This window comes from Luteolibacter sp., from assembly GCF_058122085.1.
Window position 1 is genome coordinate 1 of the sequence record NZ_JBIKBQ010000070.1, and the last position, 20,983, is coordinate 20,983.

The 20,983-nt window shown below is 61.7% G+C and carries 21 protein-coding genes, 1 tRNA gene and 2 pseudogenes; 13 read left to right on the plus strand and 11 right to left on the minus strand.

Features of this window, described 5'->3' with window-relative positions:
• Positions 1–398 precede the first annotated feature (398 nt).
• Positions 399–1,172 carry a type 1 glutamine amidotransferase domain-containing protein gene (locus AC4DF4_RS11560; RefSeq protein ID WP_490048266.1) on the minus strand — a complete coding sequence of 258 codons (774 nt, stop codon included), beginning with the start codon at positions 1,170–1,172 and terminating at the stop codon, positions 399–401.
• Positions 1,173–1,258: 86 nt separating this feature from the next.
• Here AC4DF4_RS11560 and AC4DF4_RS11565 point away from each other — a divergent pair, with 86 nt between their 5' ends.
• Complete coding sequence (locus AC4DF4_RS11565) at positions 1,259–2,155, plus strand: LysR substrate-binding domain-containing protein (RefSeq protein ID WP_490048267.1); 897 nt, start codon at positions 1,259–1,261, stop codon at positions 2,153–2,155.
• A 61-nt stretch (positions 2,156–2,216) separates the two neighbouring features.
• Complete coding sequence (locus tag AC4DF4_RS11570) at positions 2,217–3,179, plus strand: bile acid:sodium symporter family protein (RefSeq protein ID WP_490048268.1); 963 nt, start codon at positions 2,217–2,219, stop codon at positions 3,177–3,179.
• A 74-nt stretch (positions 3,180–3,253) separates the two neighbouring features.
• Here the strand turns inward: AC4DF4_RS11570 and rplT are convergent.
• The 4 genes and pseudogenes from rplT to AC4DF4_RS11590 all read right to left on the minus strand — a co-directional run.
• Positions 3,254–3,568, minus strand: a pseudogene (gene rplT / locus AC4DF4_RS11575) (50S ribosomal protein L20); the annotation flags it as partial.
• Positions 3,569–3,769: 201 nt separating this feature from the next.
• Positions 3,770–4,018, minus strand: coding sequence for a DUF2492 family protein (locus AC4DF4_RS11580; protein WP_490048269.1), 249 nt, complete (start codon positions 4,016–4,018; stop codon positions 3,770–3,772).
• A 311-nt stretch (positions 4,019–4,329) separates the two neighbouring features.
• The gene (locus AC4DF4_RS11585; protein WP_490048270.1) at positions 4,330–4,923 is read right to left on the minus strand and encodes an ATPase; all 594 of its coding nucleotides are present in this window, start codon (positions 4,921–4,923) and stop codon (positions 4,330–4,332) included.
• Positions 4,920–5,297: a TA system antitoxin ParD family protein gene (locus AC4DF4_RS11590; protein ID WP_490048271.1), complete on the minus strand. Its 378-nt coding sequence runs from the start codon at positions 5,295–5,297 to the stop codon at positions 4,920–4,922. Before AC4DF4_RS11590 ends, AC4DF4_RS11585 begins: the two co-directional genes overlap by 4 nt.
• A 187-nt stretch (positions 5,298–5,484) precedes the next feature.
• On the opposite strand from AC4DF4_RS11590, the gene AC4DF4_RS11595 reads away from it, so the two are divergent.
• Positions 5,485–5,985, plus strand: a complete 501-nt coding sequence (locus tag AC4DF4_RS11595) for a DUF3150 domain-containing protein (protein ID WP_490048272.1) — start codon at positions 5,485–5,487, stop codon at positions 5,983–5,985.
• 940 nt (positions 5,986–6,925) lie between these two features.
• Here AC4DF4_RS11595 and AC4DF4_RS11600 read toward each other — a convergent pair.
• Positions 6,926–7,000 (minus strand) — tRNA-Thr (locus AC4DF4_RS11600).
• Between the two features lie 232 nt (positions 7,001–7,232).
• On the opposite strand from AC4DF4_RS11600, the gene rlmN reads away from it, so the two are divergent.
• Positions 7,233–8,315 carry a dual-specificity RNA methyltransferase RlmN gene (rlmN, locus tag AC4DF4_RS11605; RefSeq protein ID WP_490048273.1) on the plus strand — a complete coding sequence of 361 codons (1,083 nt, stop codon included), beginning with the start codon at positions 7,233–7,235 and terminating at the stop codon, positions 8,313–8,315.
• A gap of 7 nt (positions 8,316–8,322) precedes the next feature.
• On the opposite strand, the gene AC4DF4_RS11610 is transcribed toward rlmN, so the two are convergent.
• Both AC4DF4_RS11610 and AC4DF4_RS11615 read right to left on the minus strand, forming a co-directional pair.
• Complete coding sequence (locus AC4DF4_RS11610; protein WP_490048274.1) at positions 8,323–8,655, minus strand: zinc ribbon domain-containing protein; 333 nt, start codon at positions 8,653–8,655, stop codon at positions 8,323–8,325.
• A 60-nt stretch (positions 8,656–8,715) separates the two neighbouring features.
• Entirely contained in the window at positions 8,716–8,979 is a 264-nt protein-coding gene (locus AC4DF4_RS11615; RefSeq protein ID WP_490048275.1) for a phosphopantetheine-binding protein, read from the minus strand.
• A 150-nt stretch (positions 8,980–9,129) separates the two neighbouring features.
• Between AC4DF4_RS11615 and AC4DF4_RS11620 the strand changes: the two genes are divergently transcribed.
• The 8 genes from AC4DF4_RS11620 to AC4DF4_RS11655 all read left to right on the plus strand — a co-directional run bounded on the left by AC4DF4_RS11620 (position 9,130) and on the right by AC4DF4_RS11655 (position 17,039).
• The gene (locus AC4DF4_RS11620) at positions 9,130–10,065 is read left to right on the plus strand and encodes a glucosyl-3-phosphoglycerate synthase (protein WP_490048276.1); all 936 of its coding nucleotides are present in this window, start codon (positions 9,130–9,132) and stop codon (positions 10,063–10,065) included.
• 101 nt (positions 10,066–10,166) lie between these two features.
• Positions 10,167–10,880 (plus strand): RadC family protein, encoded by a 714-nt coding sequence (radC, locus tag AC4DF4_RS11625; protein ID WP_490048277.1) that lies wholly within the window; start codon positions 10,167–10,169, stop codon positions 10,878–10,880.
• A gap of 45 nt (positions 10,881–10,925) precedes the next feature.
• The gene (locus tag AC4DF4_RS11630) at positions 10,926–13,406 is read left to right on the plus strand and encodes a hypothetical protein (protein WP_490048278.1); all 2,481 of its coding nucleotides are present in this window, start codon (positions 10,926–10,928) and stop codon (positions 13,404–13,406) included.
• 106 nt (positions 13,407–13,512) lie between these two features.
• The gene (locus tag AC4DF4_RS11635) at positions 13,513–13,920 is read left to right on the plus strand and encodes an ElaB/YgaM/YqjD family protein (RefSeq protein WP_490048279.1); all 408 of its coding nucleotides are present in this window, start codon (positions 13,513–13,515) and stop codon (positions 13,918–13,920) included.
• Positions 13,921–13,960: 40 nt separating this feature from the next.
• Complete coding sequence (locus tag AC4DF4_RS11640) at positions 13,961–14,407, plus strand: phage holin family protein (protein WP_490048280.1); 447 nt, start codon at positions 13,961–13,963, stop codon at positions 14,405–14,407.
• Positions 14,365–14,769 carry a hypothetical protein gene (locus tag AC4DF4_RS11645; RefSeq protein ID WP_490048281.1) on the plus strand — a complete coding sequence of 135 codons (405 nt, stop codon included), beginning with the start codon at positions 14,365–14,367 and terminating at the stop codon, positions 14,767–14,769. The genes AC4DF4_RS11640 and AC4DF4_RS11645 overlap by 43 nt, the downstream gene beginning before the upstream one ends.
• An 8-nt stretch (positions 14,770–14,777) precedes the next feature.
• The gene (locus AC4DF4_RS11650; protein ID WP_490048282.1) at positions 14,778–15,860 is read left to right on the plus strand and encodes a type IV pilus twitching motility protein PilT; all 1,083 of its coding nucleotides are present in this window, start codon (positions 14,778–14,780) and stop codon (positions 15,858–15,860) included.
• A 69-nt stretch (positions 15,861–15,929) separates the two neighbouring features.
• Positions 15,930–17,039: a type IV pilus twitching motility protein PilT gene (locus AC4DF4_RS11655; RefSeq protein WP_490048283.1), complete on the plus strand. Its 1,110-nt coding sequence runs from the start codon at positions 15,930–15,932 to the stop codon at positions 17,037–17,039.
• Positions 17,040–17,197: 158 nt separating this feature from the next.
• Here AC4DF4_RS11655 and AC4DF4_RS11660 read toward each other — a convergent pair whose 3' ends face one another.
• Complete coding sequence (locus AC4DF4_RS11660; protein ID WP_490048285.1) at positions 17,198–19,240, minus strand: ATP-dependent helicase; 2,043 nt, start codon at positions 19,238–19,240, stop codon at positions 17,198–17,200.
• A gap of 87 nt (positions 19,241–19,327) precedes the next feature.
• Between AC4DF4_RS11660 and AC4DF4_RS11665 the strand changes: the two genes are divergently transcribed.
• A complete protein-coding gene (locus AC4DF4_RS11665; protein ID WP_490048286.1) occupies positions 19,328–19,429 on the plus strand; it encodes a YchJ family metal-binding protein in 102 nt (33 codons plus the stop codon).
• A gap of 34 nt (positions 19,430–19,463) precedes the next feature.
• Here the strand turns inward: AC4DF4_RS11665 and AC4DF4_RS11670 are convergent, their stop codons facing one another.
• Positions 19,464–20,582 carry an aldo/keto reductase gene (locus AC4DF4_RS11670; protein ID WP_490048284.1) on the minus strand — a complete coding sequence of 373 codons (1,119 nt, stop codon included), beginning with the start codon at positions 20,580–20,582 and terminating at the stop codon, positions 19,464–19,466.
• 102 nt (positions 20,583–20,684) lie between these two features.
• Positions 20,685–20,983 (minus strand): annotated as a pseudogene (locus AC4DF4_RS11675) (S-methyl-5'-thioadenosine phosphorylase); the annotation flags it as partial.

Sequence of the window (20,983 nt, forward strand, 5' to 3'; positions counted from 1 at the left end):
CCGCCTACTTCGCTGAAGCTACGAAGGCCAAGAAGGCTTCCTCCTTCGCTAAAGCTACGGCGGACAAGACGACAGGCAGGCCGGTCCGACCCAATGGCTCTTTCAGGGGCCTCCCGCAGAAAGCAAATTCCTTGCAGCGGCCTTGTTCATCCTGGTGAACTCGGCTTCCGGGCTGTTGGGAAACCTGAGCAGCACGCGGCGGTTTCCTCTGTTTGCCGTCGCATTGGCCGTGGCGGCGATCGTCGGAGGGACTGCCTGATCCTACTTTGGCAGTCGAAAAATGGCCCCCGTCATGATCAAGCGAGTGCTTGCAGCAGTTCTTTTAATCGCAGGCTGCAAACTGATTCTAACCCCTTGAGAATCACCGCCCGATAGGAAGTCGGACGGTGTTTGAGGGCCTACTTGACCGGAACAGAAAGCAGTTTGACCATTTCCTGCCCCACGCCCGTGGCGGACGCCGGATTCTGGCCGGTGACCAGACGCTCATCGACCACCACCTTTGCTTCGAAATTCGGCGCCGCGTGATGTTTGGCTCCCCGCTTGATCAAGGTGTCCTGGAGTAGGAACGGCACCACTTTTTCGAGTTTCACGGCGCGTTCTTCGTCGTTGGTGAATGCGGCGACGTTCTTACCAGCCACCAGATAGCCGCCATTTGCCAATTTGATGTTCACCAGTCCGGCAGGTCCGTGGCAAACCGCGCCCACGACGCCGCCCTGGTCGTAGATCGCACCGCCGATGCGCGCCAAGTCTGCGTTATCTGCGAAATCCCACATGGTTCCGTGGCCCCCGGCGTAGAAAATGGCGGTATAAGACGCGGGATTGACGTCCTTGGGAGTCAGCGTGTTTTCGATCGCTTTGACGTTTGCGGGGTTTTCCATGAAAGCCTTGTTGATAGGATCACTGAGATCGTTGCCATCGATGGGCGCCTTGCCACCCTTCGGGCTGACGTAGTCGATCGTGAAGCCAGCCTCCGAAAGAACGTGATGAGGGTGAGTGACTTCTGCGAGATAGAACCCGGTGGACTCTCCGGTATCCCCTTTCTTGTCGTGACTGGTGAGGACGAACAACACCCGTTTCGATGGCGAGGAAGCCGGGGCGGCGGGAGAAGTTTCCGCGGCGAGAAGCGGTGATGCGGCGAGCACGGCGATGGCAAGTGAGTGGAGTGTTTTCATGTCGGTGCAGTATTGATTCGAACACGCCATCGCAAAAATCGAATGATTGAATTGCAGCGATGCCCATGGGCGATGATTCTTCGAGCATGGAGCTGCGCCATCTAAGAACGTTCCGGGCCGTCGCGGAAGAACTGCATTTCAGCCGGGCGGCGGCGAGACTGCATGTGGCACAACCCGCACTCAGCCGGACGATCATGGATCTGGAGTCGGAACTGGGAGTCAGACTGTTGGAGCGAAACTCGCGTGGAGTCGCTCTGACAGAAGCAGGCAGCCTCTTCCTAGAGCGGGTGAAGTGCATTCTTGACGATACCCAAACTGCGGTCAGCGAGACCCAGCGCCGCTCCCGGGGTGAAACGGGAATTCTGAGGATCGGCTTCATCGGGACTCTTAGCTTCGAGCTCCTGCCCCGCCTGCTGAGAGTTTACCGCGCGGCGTTCCCGGCGGTGGAGTTGGTCCTTCGCGAACTGGGCCCCACCCGGCAGCGTGCGGAAATCCTCGCCGGAACCTTGGACTGCGGCTTCATCGGCCTTACTTCGCAGACTCTGGATCCTGAACTGGAAATGACACTCGCCGCCGAGGATTCGCTGGTTGCCGCCCTACCCGACACCCATCGTCTTGCGGGAAACGGGACGGTCCGTCTGATCGATCTGAGAGACGAGGCGTTCTACCTGACCGCCCGTTCCAATGCGCCTGCTTATAATCCGTGGCTCATCGGACTTTGTCAGAACGCCGGCTTCGAACCTCGGGTTTCCTTTGAAGTCGACCGCTCGGCAACGGTGCTGAACTACATCGCCGCGGGTTTCGGGGTGTCGGTTTTTCCCAGCCGAATCGCCGCCCTGGCGACTCCGGGAGTGGTGTTTCTGCCGCTCGGCGACCCGCTGCCCACCTATCACTACAAACTTGCGTGGGCGCGTGGAAACACGAACCGGCGGGTTTCCGACTTTGCAAAACTGGTGAACGAGCAGCTGGGCAACTCGGCATGATCTTTCAACCGATGATGAAATTTGAATCGCCGGAAACCGAAAACACCCGGAAAACTCTCCCGTGACCTGCAAACGCCTCCTCGGAACCGCCACGACTCTCTTCCCGCTGTGGATCATTCTCGGTTGCGCATGGGCATGGATGGATCCTGCGGCGTGGACGTGGTTTCGCCCGCACATCGAAGTCGGGCTCGGGGTGATCATGCTGGGAATGGGCCTCACCCTGCGCTTCGCCGACTTCACGGCGGTCGCCCGCGACCCGAGAAACGTCGCGCTCGGCGTGGCGGCGCAGTTTCTCATCATGCCGACCGCCGGATGGATCATCGCCCGTGTGTTCCAGCTTGAGACGGGGCTTGCGATCGGCCTGATCCTCGTCGCGTGCTGTCCCGGCGGCACAGCTTCCAACGTGATCTGTTACCTGGCCAAGGCAAACGTCCCGCTTAGCGTGTTGCTCACGATGTGCTCCACCGTGGTCGCCATTTTCGCCACGCCGCTTCTCACCCGGTGGCTCGCCGGGGCGTGGCTGCCGGTGGATGCCGCCGCGCTTTTCCGTTCGATGCTCGTCGTCGTCCTACTGCCCCTCGTCTGCGGGGTGACGGCGAATACGCTGATGGAGAAAATGAAACACCCGGGAAGGATCCGCAGCTGGGTGGATGCCATTGGGCCCTTGTTGAGCGCCCTAGTCATCGTGCTGATCGTCGGCTGCATCGTCGCCTCCAAAAAGCCGGAGATCGCCCGCTCCGCCATGCCGCTTTTCGTTTCGGTGTTTTTACTGCACTTTGTTGGGTTCATCACCGGCTATCTTTTTGCCTGGGCGAGCGGTTGCAAGGAGGCTCTGCGCCGCACGATTTCCATCGAGGTGGGGATGCAGAACAGCGGCCTTGGTGCGGCGCTCGCCACCCGGCACTTCTCCCATCTTGCGCTCGCGCCGGTCCCGGCTGCGATCTCGGCGGTCTACCATTGCCTGATCGGCAGCCTGCTGGCCGCCTGGTGGCGCTCCCGTCCGCTGGATGACGGTGCGAAGTGACGGATCTCCGCCAAACAAAAAAACGCCGCCCGGCACGAGGCCGGACGGCGTGTTGATGGTTTCGGTTCCGAGGATCAGGCGGCTTTCGAAGCATGTTTCGCTTCGAGGGCTTTCTTGGCCTGCGCAACGATGGCGGAGAAGGCAGCGGCATCGGTGATCGCGAGATCCGAGAGAATCTTGCGGTCAGCTTCGATACCGGCGGCTTTCAGGCCTTCGATGAAGCGCGAGTAAGTCATATCCTCGTTGCGAACAGCAGCGTTGATACGCTGGGTCCACAACCGGCGGAATTGACCTTTGCGTCTTTTCCGGTCGCGATATTCATACGTCATCGCCTTACGGACAGCGTCCTTGGCGTAACGGAAGAGTTTCGAGCGGAACCCGCGGCAACCCCCATTTCCCCGCCCTCCAGTCTACGCCGCCTACTTCGCTGAAGCCACGAACGCCAAGAGGGCTTCCTCCTTCGCTAAAGCTACGGCGGACAAGACGACAGGCAGGCCGGTCCGACCCAATGGCTCTTTCAGGGGCCTCCCGCAGAAAGCAAATTCCTTGCAGTCAGTATGTCCTTGAGCGGCTCTGGAATCGCCACGCTCTCAATGCTCACACGCCGGCAAACCACCCGGATAGACCACTCCACTGGTGATCCGCACCTTGTCCCGGGACTCCAGAAAACGAAGCAGGCCGTCGAGATCCATGCCCATCGCCGAGCCGGTGTGGAAGGTGACGGATTTCCCGAAGCGCTCGCTCACAACTTCCATCAACAGGCTGAGCCGAATGCCGTCCGGATAGGCGGAAACAAGGTCGATGATGTCGTGTCCGTGGATGGCGATGGCGTCGGTCATGAATTTCGTGAGCAGGGTGGCGGATAGTGAGAGTCACGATTCGAAGACCGCAAGGCAAGCTCGTACTGGCGAGAGCAATTATCGGGCCTGACTGAGCAAAAAAGAACCCGGCGGAAACCGAAGCGCATGGGGGGAGAGGCTGGCTTCGTGTTCCGCCGGGGCTCTTGTCCAGGGGATTGTTCTCCGCGAGCTCCCTGGGGGGAGAGGGTTCTCGCGACAACAGAAGCAACTTATCCCATTATCGGCCGTTCCGGCATTCCGTGATCGCGTGTACGGGTTCGCGGAGGGCAATCAAGCTGGACCTCGGTCGTTCACTTCGCAGGCGTTTCCTTCAAAATGCGCCGCAGCCACTTGGGAATAGGTTTCCCTTCGAAGATCCGGCGACCTTGCTCATAAACCGCCACCTTGCGGAAAGACTCCCGCAGGTCGTCGTTGTCGAAGACCCAGACATTGGGCAGTTCGCGGATGGCGGCTTGGAGGTTCGCCAAGGTCCGTGGGTAACGGGTGATGAGTTTGTCCGATGGCACATCGTGACCGCCTTGGGAGACGCGCATCGCCACGCGCTGCTCCGACACCTCCGGGCCGGAGATCCCGATGAAGCAGAGGACCACCGTGTATCCCCGCGCCGCCGCGTCTTTCAAGAACGCCAGTTTGTCGCCGACCGGGTCGGAAAAGACGGTCTCAAACACAAAACTCTCTCCTTGTTCCACCAGCGCACTCCGCAGGGCCCCCGCCACCCGCGCGGCGGCGTAGGACTCCATCTCCAACTCCAGCGCCAACACGTCCGCGTTGATGAACCGCAGTCCGGCGGGCTTGAGATGGGAGTGGTAGAACGTGGTTTTTCCAGCTCCGTTAGGGCCGGTCACCGCCACGATCAACGGTCGCTGGTCGATGACAGACCTCATCGTTTTACAGCTTTGACGACTTCAAACTGACGATTGACGAAGCGCCCGATGGCGCGTTTGCCATCGGCGGTGATGCGGATGAGCAATCCCGGGGTATCGGATTGCTCGTAATGAGGATACGGCAGGGTCTTGAGATGCTCGGCAACGCGCTTTCGGCCCACTGCGGAGTCTGCGGATTCCAGACATTCCGAGATCGGCCTGGCGGACCCGGCGCGGGACAAGGCCATCGCCTGGACGCCTTGGAGCAGAGGTTCGACGGCGCGTCCCAGTTTCGCCCAGAACTCGATCTGGCCTGCAATCGAGCGCTCTGCGGCCCTGGCGGTGAGACGTGCATCAAGGACCAGGGTGTCGGAGAGTTTCACAGGCTGGCTCATGGGAGAATGGTAGCAAAAGGCTACCGCATGTCAAGGTGGGCGGCATGCAGGAAATTCCCGGCTCCCCTGTGTCATAACTATTTGAGGAAACCCACGTTTCTCTCACTCCCCCAGCGCCCGCCCGGTCATCTGATCGCGGCGGGTGTTTTGGTTTCTCCACACAACACATCCCCAACCATTCATCATCATGAACCCCAGCACCACCCCCCAAAACCAAACGCTCCTCGATGGCATCTGCCGCCGTGGAGTCCTTGTCGCAACCTCCGTCCGTTACTGGCGCGGCTGCAAACGCCTCAATCCCGAAGACCTCGGCCTTGATCCCGCACACGTCTCCGACCGTCTCATCCAGCTCGGTCACAAGCGCCTGATCCCGCGCGACGCGCTCTCGGCCTTCGCCCTGATCGAGTCCCGGGTGCAGGCCACCGTCGAAGGATCCAGCTTCCCGTTCCATGGAGGCATCGGCCGCTTTGTTCCGAATCCTCGCCTCGGCGACCTCACCGACAAGCTCGACAAACTCCGCGATGAATTTCGTGAAGCCACGTTGGACTTCGTCGCTGGCTACACACCGCTGCGTGAAAACGCGATGGTCGAATGGCGCGAGGCCGCCCGTCACATGAACGGCAGCACCGAACGCCTGATCGCCACCATCGAGCAATCGTTTCCGCCCGCCGGCACCTCACACCGCTGAAAGTCAGCTGACGGCAGCCTCCATCCGCTTTCCCAGCCCGCCCGGTCACGCACCCGGCGGGCTTTTCCGTGCCCACACCACGAACACCAGTCCCTTTCACCCGACACGTCAATAGTCCTTGATGGACCAATGTTGGGGTGCCGTCAGCCTCCACTCGGTCACGCATGAAGCCATCCCGAGGGGGCAGATCACCTCGTCATCCTCTTCGTCATCGAATCCGGACTGCATCACGTAGCTTCGCCACCAGCGGCAGCCCCTCGGGATCATTCAGCGGCACGCAACGGGATACCTCCGGCCGGATCATCGGCAGCAGCAGTGGCACGGGGAAATGCCAGGATGTCACGAAGGTGCCTGTTCCGCCGCCAGGCGCGAAAAAATCAGGGTGAAGATAAACGGGGGCACCTGTTTGACGGATAGGGGAACTTTGATGGGCTGCTTACAGCCCGGAAGTCACTCCACCCTGAGCCAAACGTCCCACAATCCTTTTTGCTTATCCATTCCCGGCCACACGTCGCGCCTGAACTTCCACACCGGCTCGTCCGGCTTGAATTTCTCCGCCTCAAAAGGACACCTCCGCTCGGCATTGGGCTGAAAGCTCTGCGTCGAGGATCTCCCGCGCCACTCGTAAACGAAGCTGACATGCTGCCAGTCCCCCACCCTGCAATCCCGCACGTCGCGGCAAGTTGGCATTTTATCGCGGAACGGGAACGCCTCTCCCCAAGCGTGACCTTAATGCGTGGCCGGTGTGGCGGTCCGGATTGAGTGCACCAGACGGCGGGAACCCAAACCTGCCGCAAGCGGGCCTTGGTGTGTCTGGAGAGCCACTGGTGAGTTCCAGACCGAGCATGTCCGGTTCAAAACTGCCGGAAAACTGCCGGAATTGGAATTTCACCCCGCTTTAACAGAGCGTATTTTTAAACGTAAGTCCCTAATTATGACTTGGAGCCGGCTATCAGAGTCGAACTGATGACCTACTGATTACAAATCAGTTGCTCTACCACTGAGCTAAGCCGGCCGGTGTTCCCGCGGAACGAGGCGGAGTATTCTCATTCAGGCCCTGCCGCAAAGCGCAAATTCCACTCGGATGAGGAATTTATTCCCCGGCCGCCCGCGACGCCGCGCTCCAGGCCCCGCAATGCGCCACGTTTGACATGTAACCCATTTCATGGAGATAATTCCGCCTTGAAAGCCACTCCCGGCGTGCCGACGTCGTCCTTGGACCTCCATCTTCTCAAATCTCCAATTCAGTGCTCCCATCCCTCACCGGCCAATCCCCGGAAAATCTCGCCGCTTGGCTCAAGGACGCTGGCGAAACCGCTTTCCGCGCCGACCAGATCCTCGAATGGGTCTGGAAAAAAAAGGTCACTTCCATCGAGGCGATGACCAACCTTCCCGCCGCCCTCCGCGCGAAACTGGCAGACTCCTTCCGCCTCGCCGCGCTCGAACACAGCACTACCCAGGGCTCCGCCGACACCACCCGCAAGTTCCTCTTCCGCCTGCACGACGGTCGCTACGTGGAAAGCGTGCTGATCCCCGCCAACCCCGCGCTCTACGGCGAGAAATCCGACCGCCGCACGCTCTGCGTTTCCTCGCAGGTCGGCTGTGCTTACGGCTGCAAGTTCTGCGCCTCCGGTCTCGCCGGCTTCACCCGCAATCTCGACGCCGCGGAAATCGCCGGGCAGGTCCTCGCCGCCGAGCAACTCTCCGGCGAGCGCGTGGATTCCCTCGTCTTCATGGGCATGGGCGAACCACTCGCCAACCTCGACAACCTGCTAGCCGCCATCGCCCTGATCACCGGCCCGAAAACCCTGCACCTCGGCGCGCGCCACCTCACCATTTCCACCTCCGGCCTGGTCCCGCAGATCAAACAGCTCGCCGAGCATCCGCAGCAGATCCGCCTCGCGATTTCCCTGCACGGCGCGACCGACGACGTCCGCCAGCAGATCATGCCGATCAACAAGAAATGGCCGGTCGCCGAGTTGTTCGCCGCGCTTGATCATTGGAACGCCAAGAAGACCCAGAAGCTCACGCTCGAATACATCCTCATCCAGGACGTCAACGACTCGCTCGAACAAGCCGCCATCCTCGCCCGCCACGCCCGACGGTTAGGCGCGAAGGTGAACCTCATCCCCTACAACACCGTCGAGGGACTCGAGTGGAAACGCCCGCCAAACAACCACTGCCGCGCCTTCCAACAGGTGCTGCAGAACGCCGGCGTCACCGCGAACCTGCGCCTCGAAAAAGGCCACGACATCGACGCCGCCTGCGGCCAGCTCCGCCTCAAGCAGGAGACAGCGGAAGGGATCATCGAAGCTCCCGCCAAACGATAGCCGTCGGTCACATCCCCTTCAGCGCCTTCTCCATCTCCTCGAGCATCTTCAGCGATTCGATCATGGACTGGTACATCAGCCAAGTCAGCACGAGCGTGGCCAGGGTGATGCCGGCTTTCCACGCCGGTTTCAGAGTCGGGTGCCACCAGACCAAAGGCAAGGCCAGCGGTCCGACAGATAGAATCGCGATCACGATGACCGACGTCCGGAAATACCACGGCAGGTTGCTGGCCGGATTAAAATCATCGACCAGCAAAACGGCTGGCCCGTGCCGCTGGTCGAGTTGCGGACGCCCCCACGGGGTGAGCCACGTCAGCGACAATCTGGGGCTGATCGCCATCCACGATCCGGATTTGCTGAACCGCGAGGTTTGGCTCACCGTGAAAGGCCACGGCTGCGGCTACGAGACCGTCCGCACCGCGATCAAGGCGGCCAAGGTCGCCGGAGTCGCTAGATTCGCGCGTGACAGGTCTTCCCCTACCAGTTCGACTTCGAACCGGTCCTCCACGGCCGCCACCAGTCGCACGATCGCCAGCGAGTCGAGTCCGGCCTCAAACAAATCCCCGTCTTCGGGAAAATCCCAATCCAGGTCGATGACCCCTTCATCGTTCAACCAGTCGATCAGTTCCACGGGGGTCGGTGATTTCTTGTTCGTTACTTCCATGTGCAAAAACGGTGCTATGACTTTTTCGCCCCTTCAAGCGGAAAGGTTGGAAAAATTTATTTGACGGACAAGCGGCTGAAATTTCACGGAGCAAGCCACCGGAAGAGCATCGTCCTTGCACGCCCCCGGCAGGACCGCTAGGACTTCGCCATGCCTTCCCCGCAGCGCTTTCATCACCGGCAGTTCGCCGATGTGGACGCGTTGGTGGCGTTGAAAAAATCCCGCCGCGTCTCCGTCTGCATCCCCACGCTCAACGAGGCGGAGACCATCGGCCCGATCGTTTCGATCATCCGCGATTCGCTCGCGCGCCGCGGACTGGTCGATGAGATCCTCGTCATCGACTCCGGTTCCACGGACGCCACCCGCGAACTCGCCGCTGCCGCGGGAGCCGGCGTCCACCTCGCCTCCGGAATTCTACCGGACCGGACGGACTATTGTGGGAAGGGCGAAAACCTCTGGAAAGCCCTCCACGTTTCCAGCGGCGACATCGTCTGTTATGTCGATGGCGACATCTCGAATTTCCACCCCGGCTTCGTCACCGGACTCGTCGGCCCGCTGCTCGCCGACCCCGCCATCGACTACGTCAAGGCCTTCTACGAACGCCCGCTTGCCTATGGCGACGAGTCCCACTCGACCGGCGGCGGGCGTGTTTCGGAAATCCTCATCCGGCCGCTGATCTCGCTGTTCTATCCGGAGCTCGGCGGCATCCTCCAGCCGCTTTCCGGCGAATACGCCGCCCGCCGCGAGACTCTGGAATCGCTCGCGTTTCCCGTCGGCTACGGCGTGGAAATGGCGCATCTCATCGACCTCGCGCGCGACGGGAAAATCGACCGCATCGCCCAGACCGACCTCGTCAAACGCATCCACCGCAACCGCGACGACGACGAGCTCGGCAGCATGGCCTTCGCCATCCTCCGCGTGGTTCTCCGGCGCCTGGAACGCGACGGCAAGCTCACTCTCGCCGCTCCCCTGCCCGCCCTCTATCAATCGTGGGCCATCAACGGCGAGAGCATCGAACCGCTCGCGAAAACCATCCACGAGCCCGAGCGCCCGCCGGTCCGGGGTGACTCAGGCATTCCTGCCTGATCTTTACTTTATTGCCCGCGGGAAGCGCAGGCGGGAACGCCTGTGTCACCCTCGTGATTTCCAATCCTTGCCAAACCCGGAAATTTCGTTAGCTTGTTCAAATGAACGACCCCGAACCGCTCAGTTCGCGCATCCAGGACATGCCATACGACCAGCGGCCGCGGGAAAAACTCGCATCGCTCGGACCCGCCGCCCTCGACAATGCCGAGCTGATGGCGTTGTTCATCTCCACCGGAATGAAAGGTCGCAGCGCGATCGAGATCGGGCGGGAACTGATCGCCAAATACGGGTCGATGGGCGCGCTCGGCGGTTTGCCGGTCGCCGAGTTGTCGAAAATCAAGGGTCTTGGTCTGGCAAAAGCCTCGAAACTCGCGGCGGCCTTCGAGCTCGGAACCCGCGTGGCCCGCGAGCAACTGCGGGATGTCTCGCTCGAAACGCCCGAGCTGATCCATAATTTCTTCGGGCCGCAGCTCCGGCATTTGTCGCAGGAACAAGTCATGGTCGCGGTGCTCGACACGCGCTTGCGGCATGTGGCGACCACGGTCGTCTCGGTCGGCACCGTCAACGATTCGAGCGCGCATCCGCGGGAAATTCTCCGCCCGGTGATCACCCGTGGAGCTTACGGATTCATTTTAATTCACAACCACCCGTCGGGCGACCCGAGCCCCAGCCGCGCGGATGAAATCGTGACCAAGCGGATGGTGGAGGCGGCGAAACTGATGCAGGTTTGCTTCCTTGATCACGTCATCATCGGCAGGCCGTCGCCGGGCAGGGCTCCTTATTATTCGTTCCGCGAGGCGGGTTTGGTTCCCTGAGTTGCTTTTCGCAAACCGCGGCCCTAGGCTCCGCCGAAATTCCGCATGTATCGCCTCCACCTCACCCGGAACCTGCGCACGCTCGCATTCCTGCTGACCCTTGCCGCGTTGTTAGGCGCCACCGGCGTCCTGTGGTGGGCGAACCACACCGGCCTGCCCGAGCCGTGGCGCGCCGCCATCGAGCGGGAGACCTCGAAACAGGGAGTTCATCTCAAGATCGGCGGTTTGCGCTACGCCGTCTTCCGGGGGATCGTCGCCACCGACGTTAGGGTCTATTCCGAAGCCGAACACCTGCGGGAGTTTTCCCGGCTGGAACGCGTCGTTCTCAGCTTCGACAACACCAAGCTCGCGCGCGGCACCATCCACCTCAAAAGGCTCCAGCTCGACGACGCCCGCCTCGTCCTGGCCGTGGACCCGAAAGATCCCGAGTCCGAAACCCTTGACATCACCGAAGCGAACGGGACCGTGTTGATGCCCGGCGAGCGGCGCCTGGAAATCCGCGACGCCCACGGCAAAATCGCCGGAATCGACGTCACCCTCAACGCCCGCCTCATCGGCTATCAGCAGGAGGGAAGCAAACCGCCCGACGATTCCAACGAGGGCAAACGGCGCGCCCTGCTGGCAAAGGTGATCAACGAGCTGGAGAAGTGGAATTTCGATAGAAACCACGCTCCCGCCCTGCAGATCACCGCCGAGGGCGACATCAACGACCACTCCTCGATCACCGCCAAAATCGGGTTGAGGATCCAAGGCATGGAGAAAAACGGACATGTCCTCAACGAAGTCACCGCGCAGGCGGACATGGCCGGCGACGTGCTCACCGTCACCTCGCTGCGTGCGACCGACTCACGCGGGGTTTTCGAGGGACACATCGACTACAACCTGCGGGACCGCGAGGGCCGCTTCGATGTCTCCTCGTCGCTGGAGGTTCCCCAACTCCTCACCGCGTGGCTCGGACTGCCAGCGCTTCACGACGTTTCAATCGGCGGAAAACAACGGCTGGAAGCCGAGGGGGATTTCCAACTGGATGAGAAAAACGTGCCGCAGATCAAGCTGACCGGCCACGCCCGCTGCGAATCGGTGACGCTGCGGGGAATGCCGTTCGATGCCGTGGAAGGCGCGTTCTCATGGCGGGACGGAGACCTGTTTCTGCGGGACTTGCGCTTGATCCGGCCGGACGGTGAAGCTAAGGGCAAGGCGATGGTCGAGTGGCCCCTGGTCCGGCTGGAGTTGCACAGCACCCTGCCGGTGCCGGTCTATCGACCGTTTTTCGTCAAGCAACCGCTGGAGATCGTCCTCAATGATTTCTCCGAGCGCGAGGGCGCGTCGGTCGATGTCAGGCTGGAAGGCGGCTTCGACGTGACTAACAGATTCGCCTGGGCCTACACCGGCAGCGGCTCGGTGAGAAACCTGAACTACAAGGGAGTGCCGGTGAACTCGGCGAAATGCCAGTTTTCGCTCAACCACCACGAGCTGGATTTTTACGACGGCACGGTGGTTTTCAACTACTCGGATTACGCCCTTCACCAGGCCTTCAACGGACCGACCGAAGGCACCGCGAAGGTCGGCCGCATCCGCTACGACGCGCCGAGCAAACTGGTGGAAGTCGAGGACGTGCGCGGCGCGTTCTGGGCCGCGCCGATGGTCCGGCTGTTCGCGCCGAAAGTCGCGGACACCCTCGAACAATACCGCTTCCACCAACCGCCGGAACTCAAAGGCGCCGGCGTGGTGGACGTCACGCCGCAGGGACGCACCGCCCTGGACGTTTCCTTCAGTTCCGACCATCCGGCGGACTATCAGTTTCTCGGCGAGAACCTCACGCTCGACCGCCCCTCCGCGCAAGTCGCCATCCGCGGTGAGCGGACCCGCGTCACCAACCTCAAGCTCGACGCCTTCGACGGACCTGTGGCCGGAAATTTCGAGTATCTCGGCGGAGGCCGGCTCAAGGGCGAGCTGAGCTGGACCAAGCTGTCGATCCCCGGCCTGACCTCCACCTACGGTTTCCAGATGAAAGGCGCCGGCGACGTCACCGGCCGGATCGATTTCTCGCTCACCGACAGCAAGGTGGAAACCATGGCAGGCGAGGGATTGCTCGCGCTGGAAAAAGCCGAGCTATTTTCCGTCCCGATGTTCGGCCCGCTCACCCCGCTGATCGGAGGCGTGCTGAATGACGAGAGAGCGGGCTTCCAACGGGCGAAAAGCGCGTTCTTCACCTTCAAGATCCAAGACGGCATCCTCACCAGCAACGATTTCCAAACTGCCACCACTTCGCTCAACTTCACCGGCGATGGCTCGCTCGACCTGAAAGAGCGGACCATCGACATGACCCTGCGGATGAACGCTCGCGGCCTGCTCGGATTAATCACCTTGCCGCTGCGGCCGTTTTCCGGGCTATTCCAATTCCGCGGAACCGGTCCGCTCAAAGCCCCCAAATGGGAAAGCCTCAAGTTCACCGCTCCTCAGGAAACCCAGAAACAAATCCTGCTGGAAGCGCCGCGGGCCAAAGTCATCGACGACGGCGAATGATGGATATTTTTTCAAGTCACATCTTGCGCCCGCCAGCGGGAAGGGCTAGTTTTTTTTCGACGCCGGTGAATCATGAAGGTTCATCCGAAAACCAAAACCAACCCCCATGAACAATCCATTTCCCGCCGCTAACACACTCGATCCGGAAGCAGGCTTCACTCAGACACCCTCGGTTTCACAGGCCGCGAACGATCTCCGCGCCGCCGCGGGCGAAAAAGCCCGCGAATTCGTCCACACCGCCGAAGAAAAAGCCGCCGCGCTGAAGGGCCGCGCCGTCGAGTCCGCCCAGCAGTTCCGCGACACCGCCACCGAGCGGGCCAGCCAACTCAAGGCCACCGCCACCGAAAAGGCCCTCCATTTCAAGGAATCCGCCACCGAACAATGGCAGGACACCCGGGTGAAAGCCAAGGAACTGCACATCACGGCCGAGGATTACATCCGCCAAAATCCCACCAAATGCGTGCTGAGTGCCCTCGGTGCGGGATTCCTGATCGGCCTCATCGTCCGCCGCTGAGAAACATGACCTCCTGTCAGGTGGGTTTTCCTCCAGTCTCATGAGTTCTTCGTCTGACATCGTGCCGGCTCCTCCCGAAGAAGCCGCACAGCCCGAGTCGCAGCCGCAGGACCCGCTCCCCGCCAATTGGCGCGAAGCCTTGATGTCCTTGGTCGCGACCCGGCTGACCCTGATTGAGCTGGAGGCAAAAGACGCCGCCAAGCAAACTGCTAGGCGCGGCTCGTCGCTTGCCGCGGCGGTTGGATGCATCGTTTTCGCGTGGGCCCTCCTTCTCGCAGGAGGAGTTTCCATCATTGCGAAATCCGCCGACCTGCCATGGGACCAGGTCGCCATCGGTGCCGCTGTTCTCCACCTCTTGGGTGGCATCATCCTCGCCCGGCTGGCCAGACCCTCGGCAGCCACCGCGTTTCCCATCACCCGTGCTGAATTTCAAAAGGACCGAGAATGGATCGAAAATTTCCAAAAGACCAAGAAATCGAACGACTGATCCGCCTCGGCGAAGCAGCCCGCTCCTGCCTGGAGCACGAGGCGGTTTTGCTCAAACAGCGGCTCGACGTCCCCGCGAGAATCCGCGGTTCCCTGAAGGAGCACCCGGCGGGCTGGCTGCTCGGATCATTGGCGTCAGGACTCGCCGCCAGCTTGCTTCTCCGCCTCAAACCCCGCCGCCCCGCGGAAAAAAAGCACCGGGGCTTGCCGCTCACCCTGCTGGGTCTCACCTTAACCGCCATTCGTCCCATCGCAAAAGTCTGGCTCACCGACCAAGTGAAAAGCTATCTCACCGGTCAGACACGCACCTCGGCGGTCAACTCCACTCAGTTTAACCGGATCCCTTCATCTAAACCTTTATAAATCCATTCATGTCTGCACATCAGGTTCTCGATCACGTCGATCAATACCTCCAACTCGGGCGCGATTATGACTGCTCGGACCTCCACCTTCCCACCGCCTATCCACCCGCATGGCGGCGTTTCGGTCAACTTTCCCCGATCTGGACCGACCATGATCCGCTGACTCCCGAGGACACCGAGCGCCTTGCCCGCTCTTTCCTCGGCCAGAAGGAATGGGACCGGCTCCAAAAACATGGTGACATCGACTTCGCCTACTCCGCGCCCAACGGACGCTACCGCGCTTCCGTCGTCAAGCAGCGCCTCGGCTACGACATGGCCTTCCGGATCATCAACGACAAGATCAAGTCGATCGAAGACATCGGACTACCGCTCGAGCACATTCTGCCGCTCACCCGCTATCAGAACGGCCTCGTCCTCGTCACCGGCTCCGTCGGCTCCGGCAAGTCCACCACCCTCGCCGCCCTCGTCGATTTCATCAACCGCGACCGCGAGGACCACATCCTCACCCTCGAAGACCCGATCGAATACGTCTTCGAATCCAAAGGCTGCCACGTCAACCAACGCGAAGTCCACAAGCACACCGAATCCTTCGCCCGCGCTCTGCGGGGCGCGCTGCGGGAGGACCCTGACGTCATCATGGTCGGAGAAATGCGCGACCTCGAGACCATCCAGCTCGCTCTCACCGCCGCGGAAACCGGCCACTTGGTTCTCGGCACCCTCCACACCGGAAACGCCCCGCGGACCCTCGACCGGGTGCTCGACGTGTTCCCCACCGACCAGCGCGAGCAGATCCGCATCATGGTTTCCGAGTCGCTCCGCGGCATCCTTTCCCAACAGCTCGTCCCCCGCGCCGACGGCAATGGCCGCGTTCTCGCCCTCGAACTCCTGGTCAACACCCCCGCAGTCGCCAACTGCATCCGCGAGGGCAAAACCTTCATGCTTCCCGGCGTGATGCAGACCGGCAAGAACGTCGGGATGATCACGATGGACGAATCGCTGCGCCAACTCTACGTGCAATGCCTCATCTCCAGGGAAGAGACGCTGTTCCGCTCGGATGACAAGAACCAGATGAAGGCGTTCTTTGAATCCTGACCCGCTCCCAACCGAACCGGTCACCCCAAAGGCAACACTCCAAAAACCCATTATTCCTCTCACTTCTCCATGGCCAAGATCGACAATTTTTTCCGCTATCTGATCGCCACCAAGGGTTCGGACCTTCATTTGTCCGAAGGCCAGGTGCCCAAAATCCGCGTCCACGGCGCGGTCGTCAACATCCCCGACCAGCAAGCTCTGGCAGGAGACAGCTTCAGGGATCTTCTCGCCGAAATTTGTGACGCCAAGGCCTTCCAGCGCTACCTCGAAGACGGCGATCTCGACTTCGCCTACGAAATGGACGTGGACTCCCGTTTCCGCTGCAACTATCTGAAACAGCAGAACGGCCTCGCCGCCGTCTTCCGCTTGATCCCCACCGAAATCGCCACGCTCGAAAGCCTCGGAGTGCCGGAAGTCGTCAAGGAATTCGGCCACATGCGCTCCGGCCTCGTCCTCGTCACCGGCCCCACCGGCTCGGGCAAGTCCACCACGCTCGCCGCGCTGCTCGACTACATCAACATCAACTTCAACCGCCACATCATCACGGTGGAGGAGCCCATCGAGTTCGTCCACCGCAACAAGCGCTCCATCATCACCCAGCGCGAGGTGCCGATCCAGACGCCCTCCTTCGCCGACGGCCTGCGCGCCGCGCTGCGGGAAGACTCGGACATCGTCCTCGTCGGGGAAATGCGGGATTTGGAAACCATCTCGCTCGCCCTAACGGCCGCCGAAACCGGCCTGCTCGTCTTCGGCACGCTCCACACCAACAACGCCCGCAAGACCGTTGACCGGATCATCGACGTGTTCCCCGCCAACCAGCAATCCCAGGTCCGCACCATGCTCGCGGCCTCGCTGCGCGGCGTCGTCGCCCAGCTGCTTTGCAAGCGCGTGGACAAGCCCGGCCGGACCGCCGTGCACGAGATCATGTTCGCCACCCCCGCCGTCGCCGCGATCATCCGCGAGGGCGCGACCCAGAAACTCTACGACGTCATCACCGGCGGCAAGAACGAAGGCATGCAGTTCATGGACGAATCGATCTGGTCGAAACTCCGCGAAGGCATGATCTCGCCCGAGGAAGCCTACATGAAGGCCATCGACAAGACCCGCTTCAAGAAATTCCTGCCAGAACATCTCTCCCGCCTCGGCGAAGCCTCCGGCGAGAGCCCGATGACGCACTGACCGGCAAAGGGGGGCGGACATCTTGTCCGCCCGGACGATGTGAAGAGAAAGAGCCGGGCTTCGCGCCCCCGCTTTCGCCGCGCATCGGCAAGTGGACAAAATGTCCACACCCCCTATTTCGCCCCCCACCTTCGGTGACACCCGCCAAGCAAGAGGATTCAGAACGGCTCGTCGTCGCTCCAGGCGTCGTCGTTTCCCACGTTCCACTCCTCCACCAGCTCCGCCGGGAAATCCTCGAGGAACCTCGACGGGCGGCAGATGACGTCGCCGGTGTAGGACTTCGGGTTCATCATCGGGAAGGTCAAATAGAGATCGTCCTTCGCCCGCGTCAGCGCCACGTAGAACAGGCGCCGCTCTTCCTCCAGCATCGGCTGGTCCTCCGCCTCGAGGATGCGGCCGTTAGGAAACTGCCCGTCCACCAGCCAGATCAGGAACACCACCTCCCACTCCAGCCCTTTCGCCTGGTGGATGGAGGAGAGCGTGACTTTCTCGTCGTCGCGCTCGCTCTTGTCGCCCGTCGGCTCGCCGTCCACCGAGCTCATCAGCGAGAGCTGGGCGAGGAAATCGAGGATGTCGTCGAAGCCGCCGCCATACTGCGAGAGCTGCTCGATGTCGCTGCGGCGGTTCTCGAAATTCTCGAAGCTCGCCTTGAGATACTCGTCATAGACTCCCTCCAGGATGCTGAAAATCATCTCGGAAGGCCGGGCGAACTCCCCGCCCGGCGTCAACTCGTCCAACACATAACAGAGTTGCTGCCAGTGCTTCACCGCCTTCTTCGGCACCTTGAACTTCAGGAACAGGTCCGACCACTTCGGCGGCAGCTCCTCCTTCGCCGCCCAACCGCTCTTCAGCCACTCGCTCCACAGCTTCTGCGCCGCCACCGGCCCGCAGCCGGGCAGCAGGTTGACCATCCGCATGAAACTCACCTCGTCCCGCCGGTTCACCACGAAGCGCATGAAGGCGGCGATGTCCTTGATGTGCGCCTGCTCGAAAAACCGCAGCCCGCTGGTGATCCCGAACGGAATCCCCCGCACCGTCAGCTCCATCTGGATTTCCAAGCTCTGGAAATGCGCCCGATAGAGCACCGCCATCTGCTCCAACGGAATCCCCTCCTCGCGCAACTCCAGCATCCGCTGCGCGACGAAGGCCGCCTGGCTGCGCGGGTCTTCCAGCGCGACCAGCGCCGGCCTCGCCCCGGCCGGCTCGCGCGACGCGCGCAGGTCCTTTTCAAACCGCCCGGAGTTCGCCCGGATCGCCGCGTTGGATAGATCGAGAATTTCCGGCACGCTGCGGTAGTTCGTCTCGATCGTGAAAACCCTGGAACCCGGATAGCGCACCGGAAATCCCAGGATGTGCTCCATGTCCGCGCCGCGCCACGAGTAGATCGACTGCGCGTCGTCGCCCACCGCCATCAGGCTGTTCTTGTCGCCCACCAGCAGGTCGATCATCCGGCCCTGCACCGAGTTGGTGTCCTGATACTCGTCCACCAGGATGTGCTTGAATTTCCGCTGATAGAGCTCCAGCACGTCCGGCCGCTCCTCGAAGAGCCGCACCGTCATCACCAGCAGGTCGTCGAAATCCATCGAGTTCGTCGCCAGCTTTTTCGCGATGTAGCCGGTGCGGACGAGCTCGATTTTTTCCGTCCAGTCGTAAAAATGATCGTATCTGGCGGCGATGACCTCCTCCAGCGTCGCGCCGGTGTTTTCGATCAGGCTGAACATCGACGCCAGCACGTCCGCCTTCGGAAACCGCCGCTGCTTGGTGTCGATGTCGCAGTTCGCGATGACCGCCGAGAGCAGTGATTTCTGGTCGTCGCGGTCCAAAATCGAAAACGAGCGGGTGAATCCGAGATCCTCCGCATGCCGCCGCAAGATCCGGCTGCCGACCGAGTGGAAAGTCCCCGCCCACAAGTCCGACGTGTCGTGCGGCACCAGTTCCCGCACCCGCTCGATCATTTCCCGCGCCGCCTTGTTAGTGAAGGTGAGCAGCAGCACCTGCTTCGACTCGATCCCGTGGTCCAGCAGCCAGGCCACCCGGTAAGTGAGCGTCCGCGTCTTCCCCGAGCCCGCCCCCGCGATGACCAGCGCCTTCCCCGGCGACGAGGAAACCGCCTCGTATTGCTCCGCGTTGAGCGCCGCCACGTAATCGATGCCGGATGCCGCGACCGCTTGCGGGCGATGAAGGGTGTATTGACGAGCCATGCGCGAGCCCACCCTGACAGCGGATTCGCCGCCGGGCAACCGGTTTGAATTCTGCAGATCCACGAGGCGAACTGGCGCTTCCTCACCATCCTTGGCTCCTCCAAGGGCGGCCAGGCCCGCGAACTCCACGAACGCTCCCGCTTCAAGCGCTACCAAGGAGCCTGGAAATACCTGGACGGCAAGGGTTGAACCGAATCATCCCCGGCGGGCGTGATCCCCCTGCTTACCACTCGGAGCCGAGGCCGTGGCGGCCGGCGAGTTCCAACAGGTCCTCGCGCATCGGCCACTCGTCGGGGCGCTCGCTGGTGGCGTGGCGTTTGCTGGCGCCTTTCAAGGTCATGCAGCCGGTGTTGTCGCCGATCTGGCGGATCGAATCGACTTCCTCGGCGGTGAAACGGACGTCCGGCAGCCTGGCGAAATCACGGATCTTGTCTTCGATCAGGCGCGCGCCTTCGCCGGCTTCCTGGATGAACGTGGGCACCACGCTTTCCACCGCGGGGTGGCTGAGGTTCCAGATACAGGCGAACTGGAGCAGCGTCAGGTTGTATTTCTCGGCGAGCGGACGCATGCGGTTCGCCTTTTCCATGCCGTGCCGGACCCAGCCTTCCGGCCGATAGGTCCGGTGGTCTCCGGGCTTGAAGCTGTGCTCCGGGCCGCCGATGTCGTCGTGGAAGACGCCGCCGTAATCGACGACGCGGGTCATCACCTTGACACCGTGTTTCTCACAGACCGGCAGGGTCAGCCCGACCGGCCAGGGCTCCAGCGGGTTGAGAATGAGCATCGACCAGTCGATGAGGTGGCCGAATTTTTCGAGGCAGTAAACCAGGTCGAGCGAGAAACCGTTAGCGGGACCGGGCGCGATGCCGAGGCGGTCGGTGAGGCCCGAGGTTTTCGCGCCCTCGAGAGCCTGCCAGAGCGGCTCGCTGGTGTAGCCGAGCTCGTCCGGGTTGTGGAGCATGAGCAGGTCGAACTTGTCCGCGCCGCAGCGCTCGAGCTCCTTGGCGCAGGCCATGTTGATGAAATCCGAGTAGCCATCCGGGCCACGCAGTTCGGGCGAGGTGAAGCGCGGGTAGCCCTGGCTGCCCTGGCGCTGACCTTCGTAGAAATCGTGACCGATCATGCCCACCAGGCCGTAGGTGGAGCGGTCGATGCCTTTGAGGGCGCGGCCCAACAGCTCGTCGGCCTTGCCATTTCCATAGACGTCGGAAGTGACGAAGGTGCGGATGCCGGCCTCGTAGGCGGTCTCGATGCATCCGATGAAGCGTTCCTCGGACAAGGTTTCGCCAAAATGCATGAAGCGTCCGCCGCTCCAGGTGCCGTATGCTGTGGTGGTAGGTTCCATCGTTGGGAAGTTGAGTGCCTGTGAGTAAGCCCGTCGCGCAATCCGGTCAACACCAAGCGACAGTCGGATTTTCCCAATTTCTCCGCATCATCCCTTCCCGCATCATCCGAAGCGTCCGACAATGGGAGCCAGATCCTTCGCCGTTTGTTCCGGCCACAGCGTGCGTGGCGTGAAAATCGCGGTGTCGAGGACGCGGTGAGAGGGACTCGACGGCGTTTCCGGGATGGAGGCGACGGCGGCGCGGATGATCCGCTTCGCCATGGCGCTGTTAGCTTGAAGATTCTCGATCACGGCCTCCACCTCGACGGCGACCTCGTCCGTTTTCCAGCAATCGTAGTCGGTCACGAGAGCCAGCGTGGCCGCCGCGATTTCCGCCTCGCGGCAGAGCCGGGCTTCCGGGC

Bases quoted from the DNA above. Each gene is read 5' to 3' on its own strand.
- AC4DF4_RS11560 (WP_490048266.1), bottom strand. From the start codon at position 1,172: ATGAAAACACTCCACTCACTTGCCATCGCCGTGCTCGCCGCATCACCG.
- AC4DF4_RS11565 (WP_490048267.1), top strand. From the start codon at position 1,259: ATGGAGCTGCGCCATCTAAGAACGTTCCGGGCCGTCGCGGAAGAACTG.
- AC4DF4_RS11580 (WP_490048269.1), bottom strand. From the start codon at position 4,018: ATGACCGACGCCATCGCCATCCACGGACACGACATCATCGACCTTGTT.
- AC4DF4_RS11585 (WP_490048270.1), bottom strand. From the start codon at position 4,923: ATGAGGTCTGTCATCGACCAGCGACCGTTGATCGTGGCGGTGACCGGC.
- AC4DF4_RS11590 (WP_490048271.1), bottom strand. From the start codon at position 5,297: ATGAGCCAGCCTGTGAAACTCTCCGACACCCTGGTCCTTGATGCACGT.
- AC4DF4_RS11595 (WP_490048272.1), top strand. From the start codon at position 5,485: ATGAACCCCAGCACCACCCCCCAAAACCAAACGCTCCTCGATGGCATC.
- AC4DF4_RS11610 (WP_490048274.1), bottom strand. From the start codon at position 8,655: ATGGCGATCAGCCCCAGATTGTCGCTGACGTGGCTCACCCCGTGGGGG.
- AC4DF4_RS11615 (WP_490048275.1), bottom strand. From the start codon at position 8,979: ATGGAAGTAACGAACAAGAAATCACCGACCCCCGTGGAACTGATCGAC.
- AC4DF4_RS11620 (WP_490048276.1), top strand. From the start codon at position 9,130: ATGCCTTCCCCGCAGCGCTTTCATCACCGGCAGTTCGCCGATGTGGAC.
- radC (WP_490048277.1), top strand. From the start codon at position 10,167: ATGAACGACCCCGAACCGCTCAGTTCGCGCATCCAGGACATGCCATAC.
- AC4DF4_RS11630 (WP_490048278.1), top strand. From the start codon at position 10,926: ATGTATCGCCTCCACCTCACCCGGAACCTGCGCACGCTCGCATTCCTG.
- AC4DF4_RS11635 (WP_490048279.1), top strand. From the start codon at position 13,513: ATGAACAATCCATTTCCCGCCGCTAACACACTCGATCCGGAAGCAGGC.
- AC4DF4_RS11640 (WP_490048280.1), top strand. From the start codon at position 13,961: ATGAGTTCTTCGTCTGACATCGTGCCGGCTCCTCCCGAAGAAGCCGCA.
- AC4DF4_RS11645 (WP_490048281.1), top strand. From the start codon at position 14,365: ATGGATCGAAAATTTCCAAAAGACCAAGAAATCGAACGACTGATCCGC.
- AC4DF4_RS11650 (WP_490048282.1), top strand. From the start codon at position 14,778: ATGTCTGCACATCAGGTTCTCGATCACGTCGATCAATACCTCCAACTC.
- AC4DF4_RS11655 (WP_490048283.1), top strand. From the start codon at position 15,930: ATGGCCAAGATCGACAATTTTTTCCGCTATCTGATCGCCACCAAGGGT.
- AC4DF4_RS11660 (WP_490048285.1), bottom strand. From the start codon at position 19,240: ATGGCTCGTCAATACACCCTTCATCGCCCGCAAGCGGTCGCGGCATCC.
- AC4DF4_RS11670 (WP_490048284.1), bottom strand. From the start codon at position 20,582: ATGGAACCTACCACCACAGCATACGGCACCTGGAGCGGCGGACGCTTC.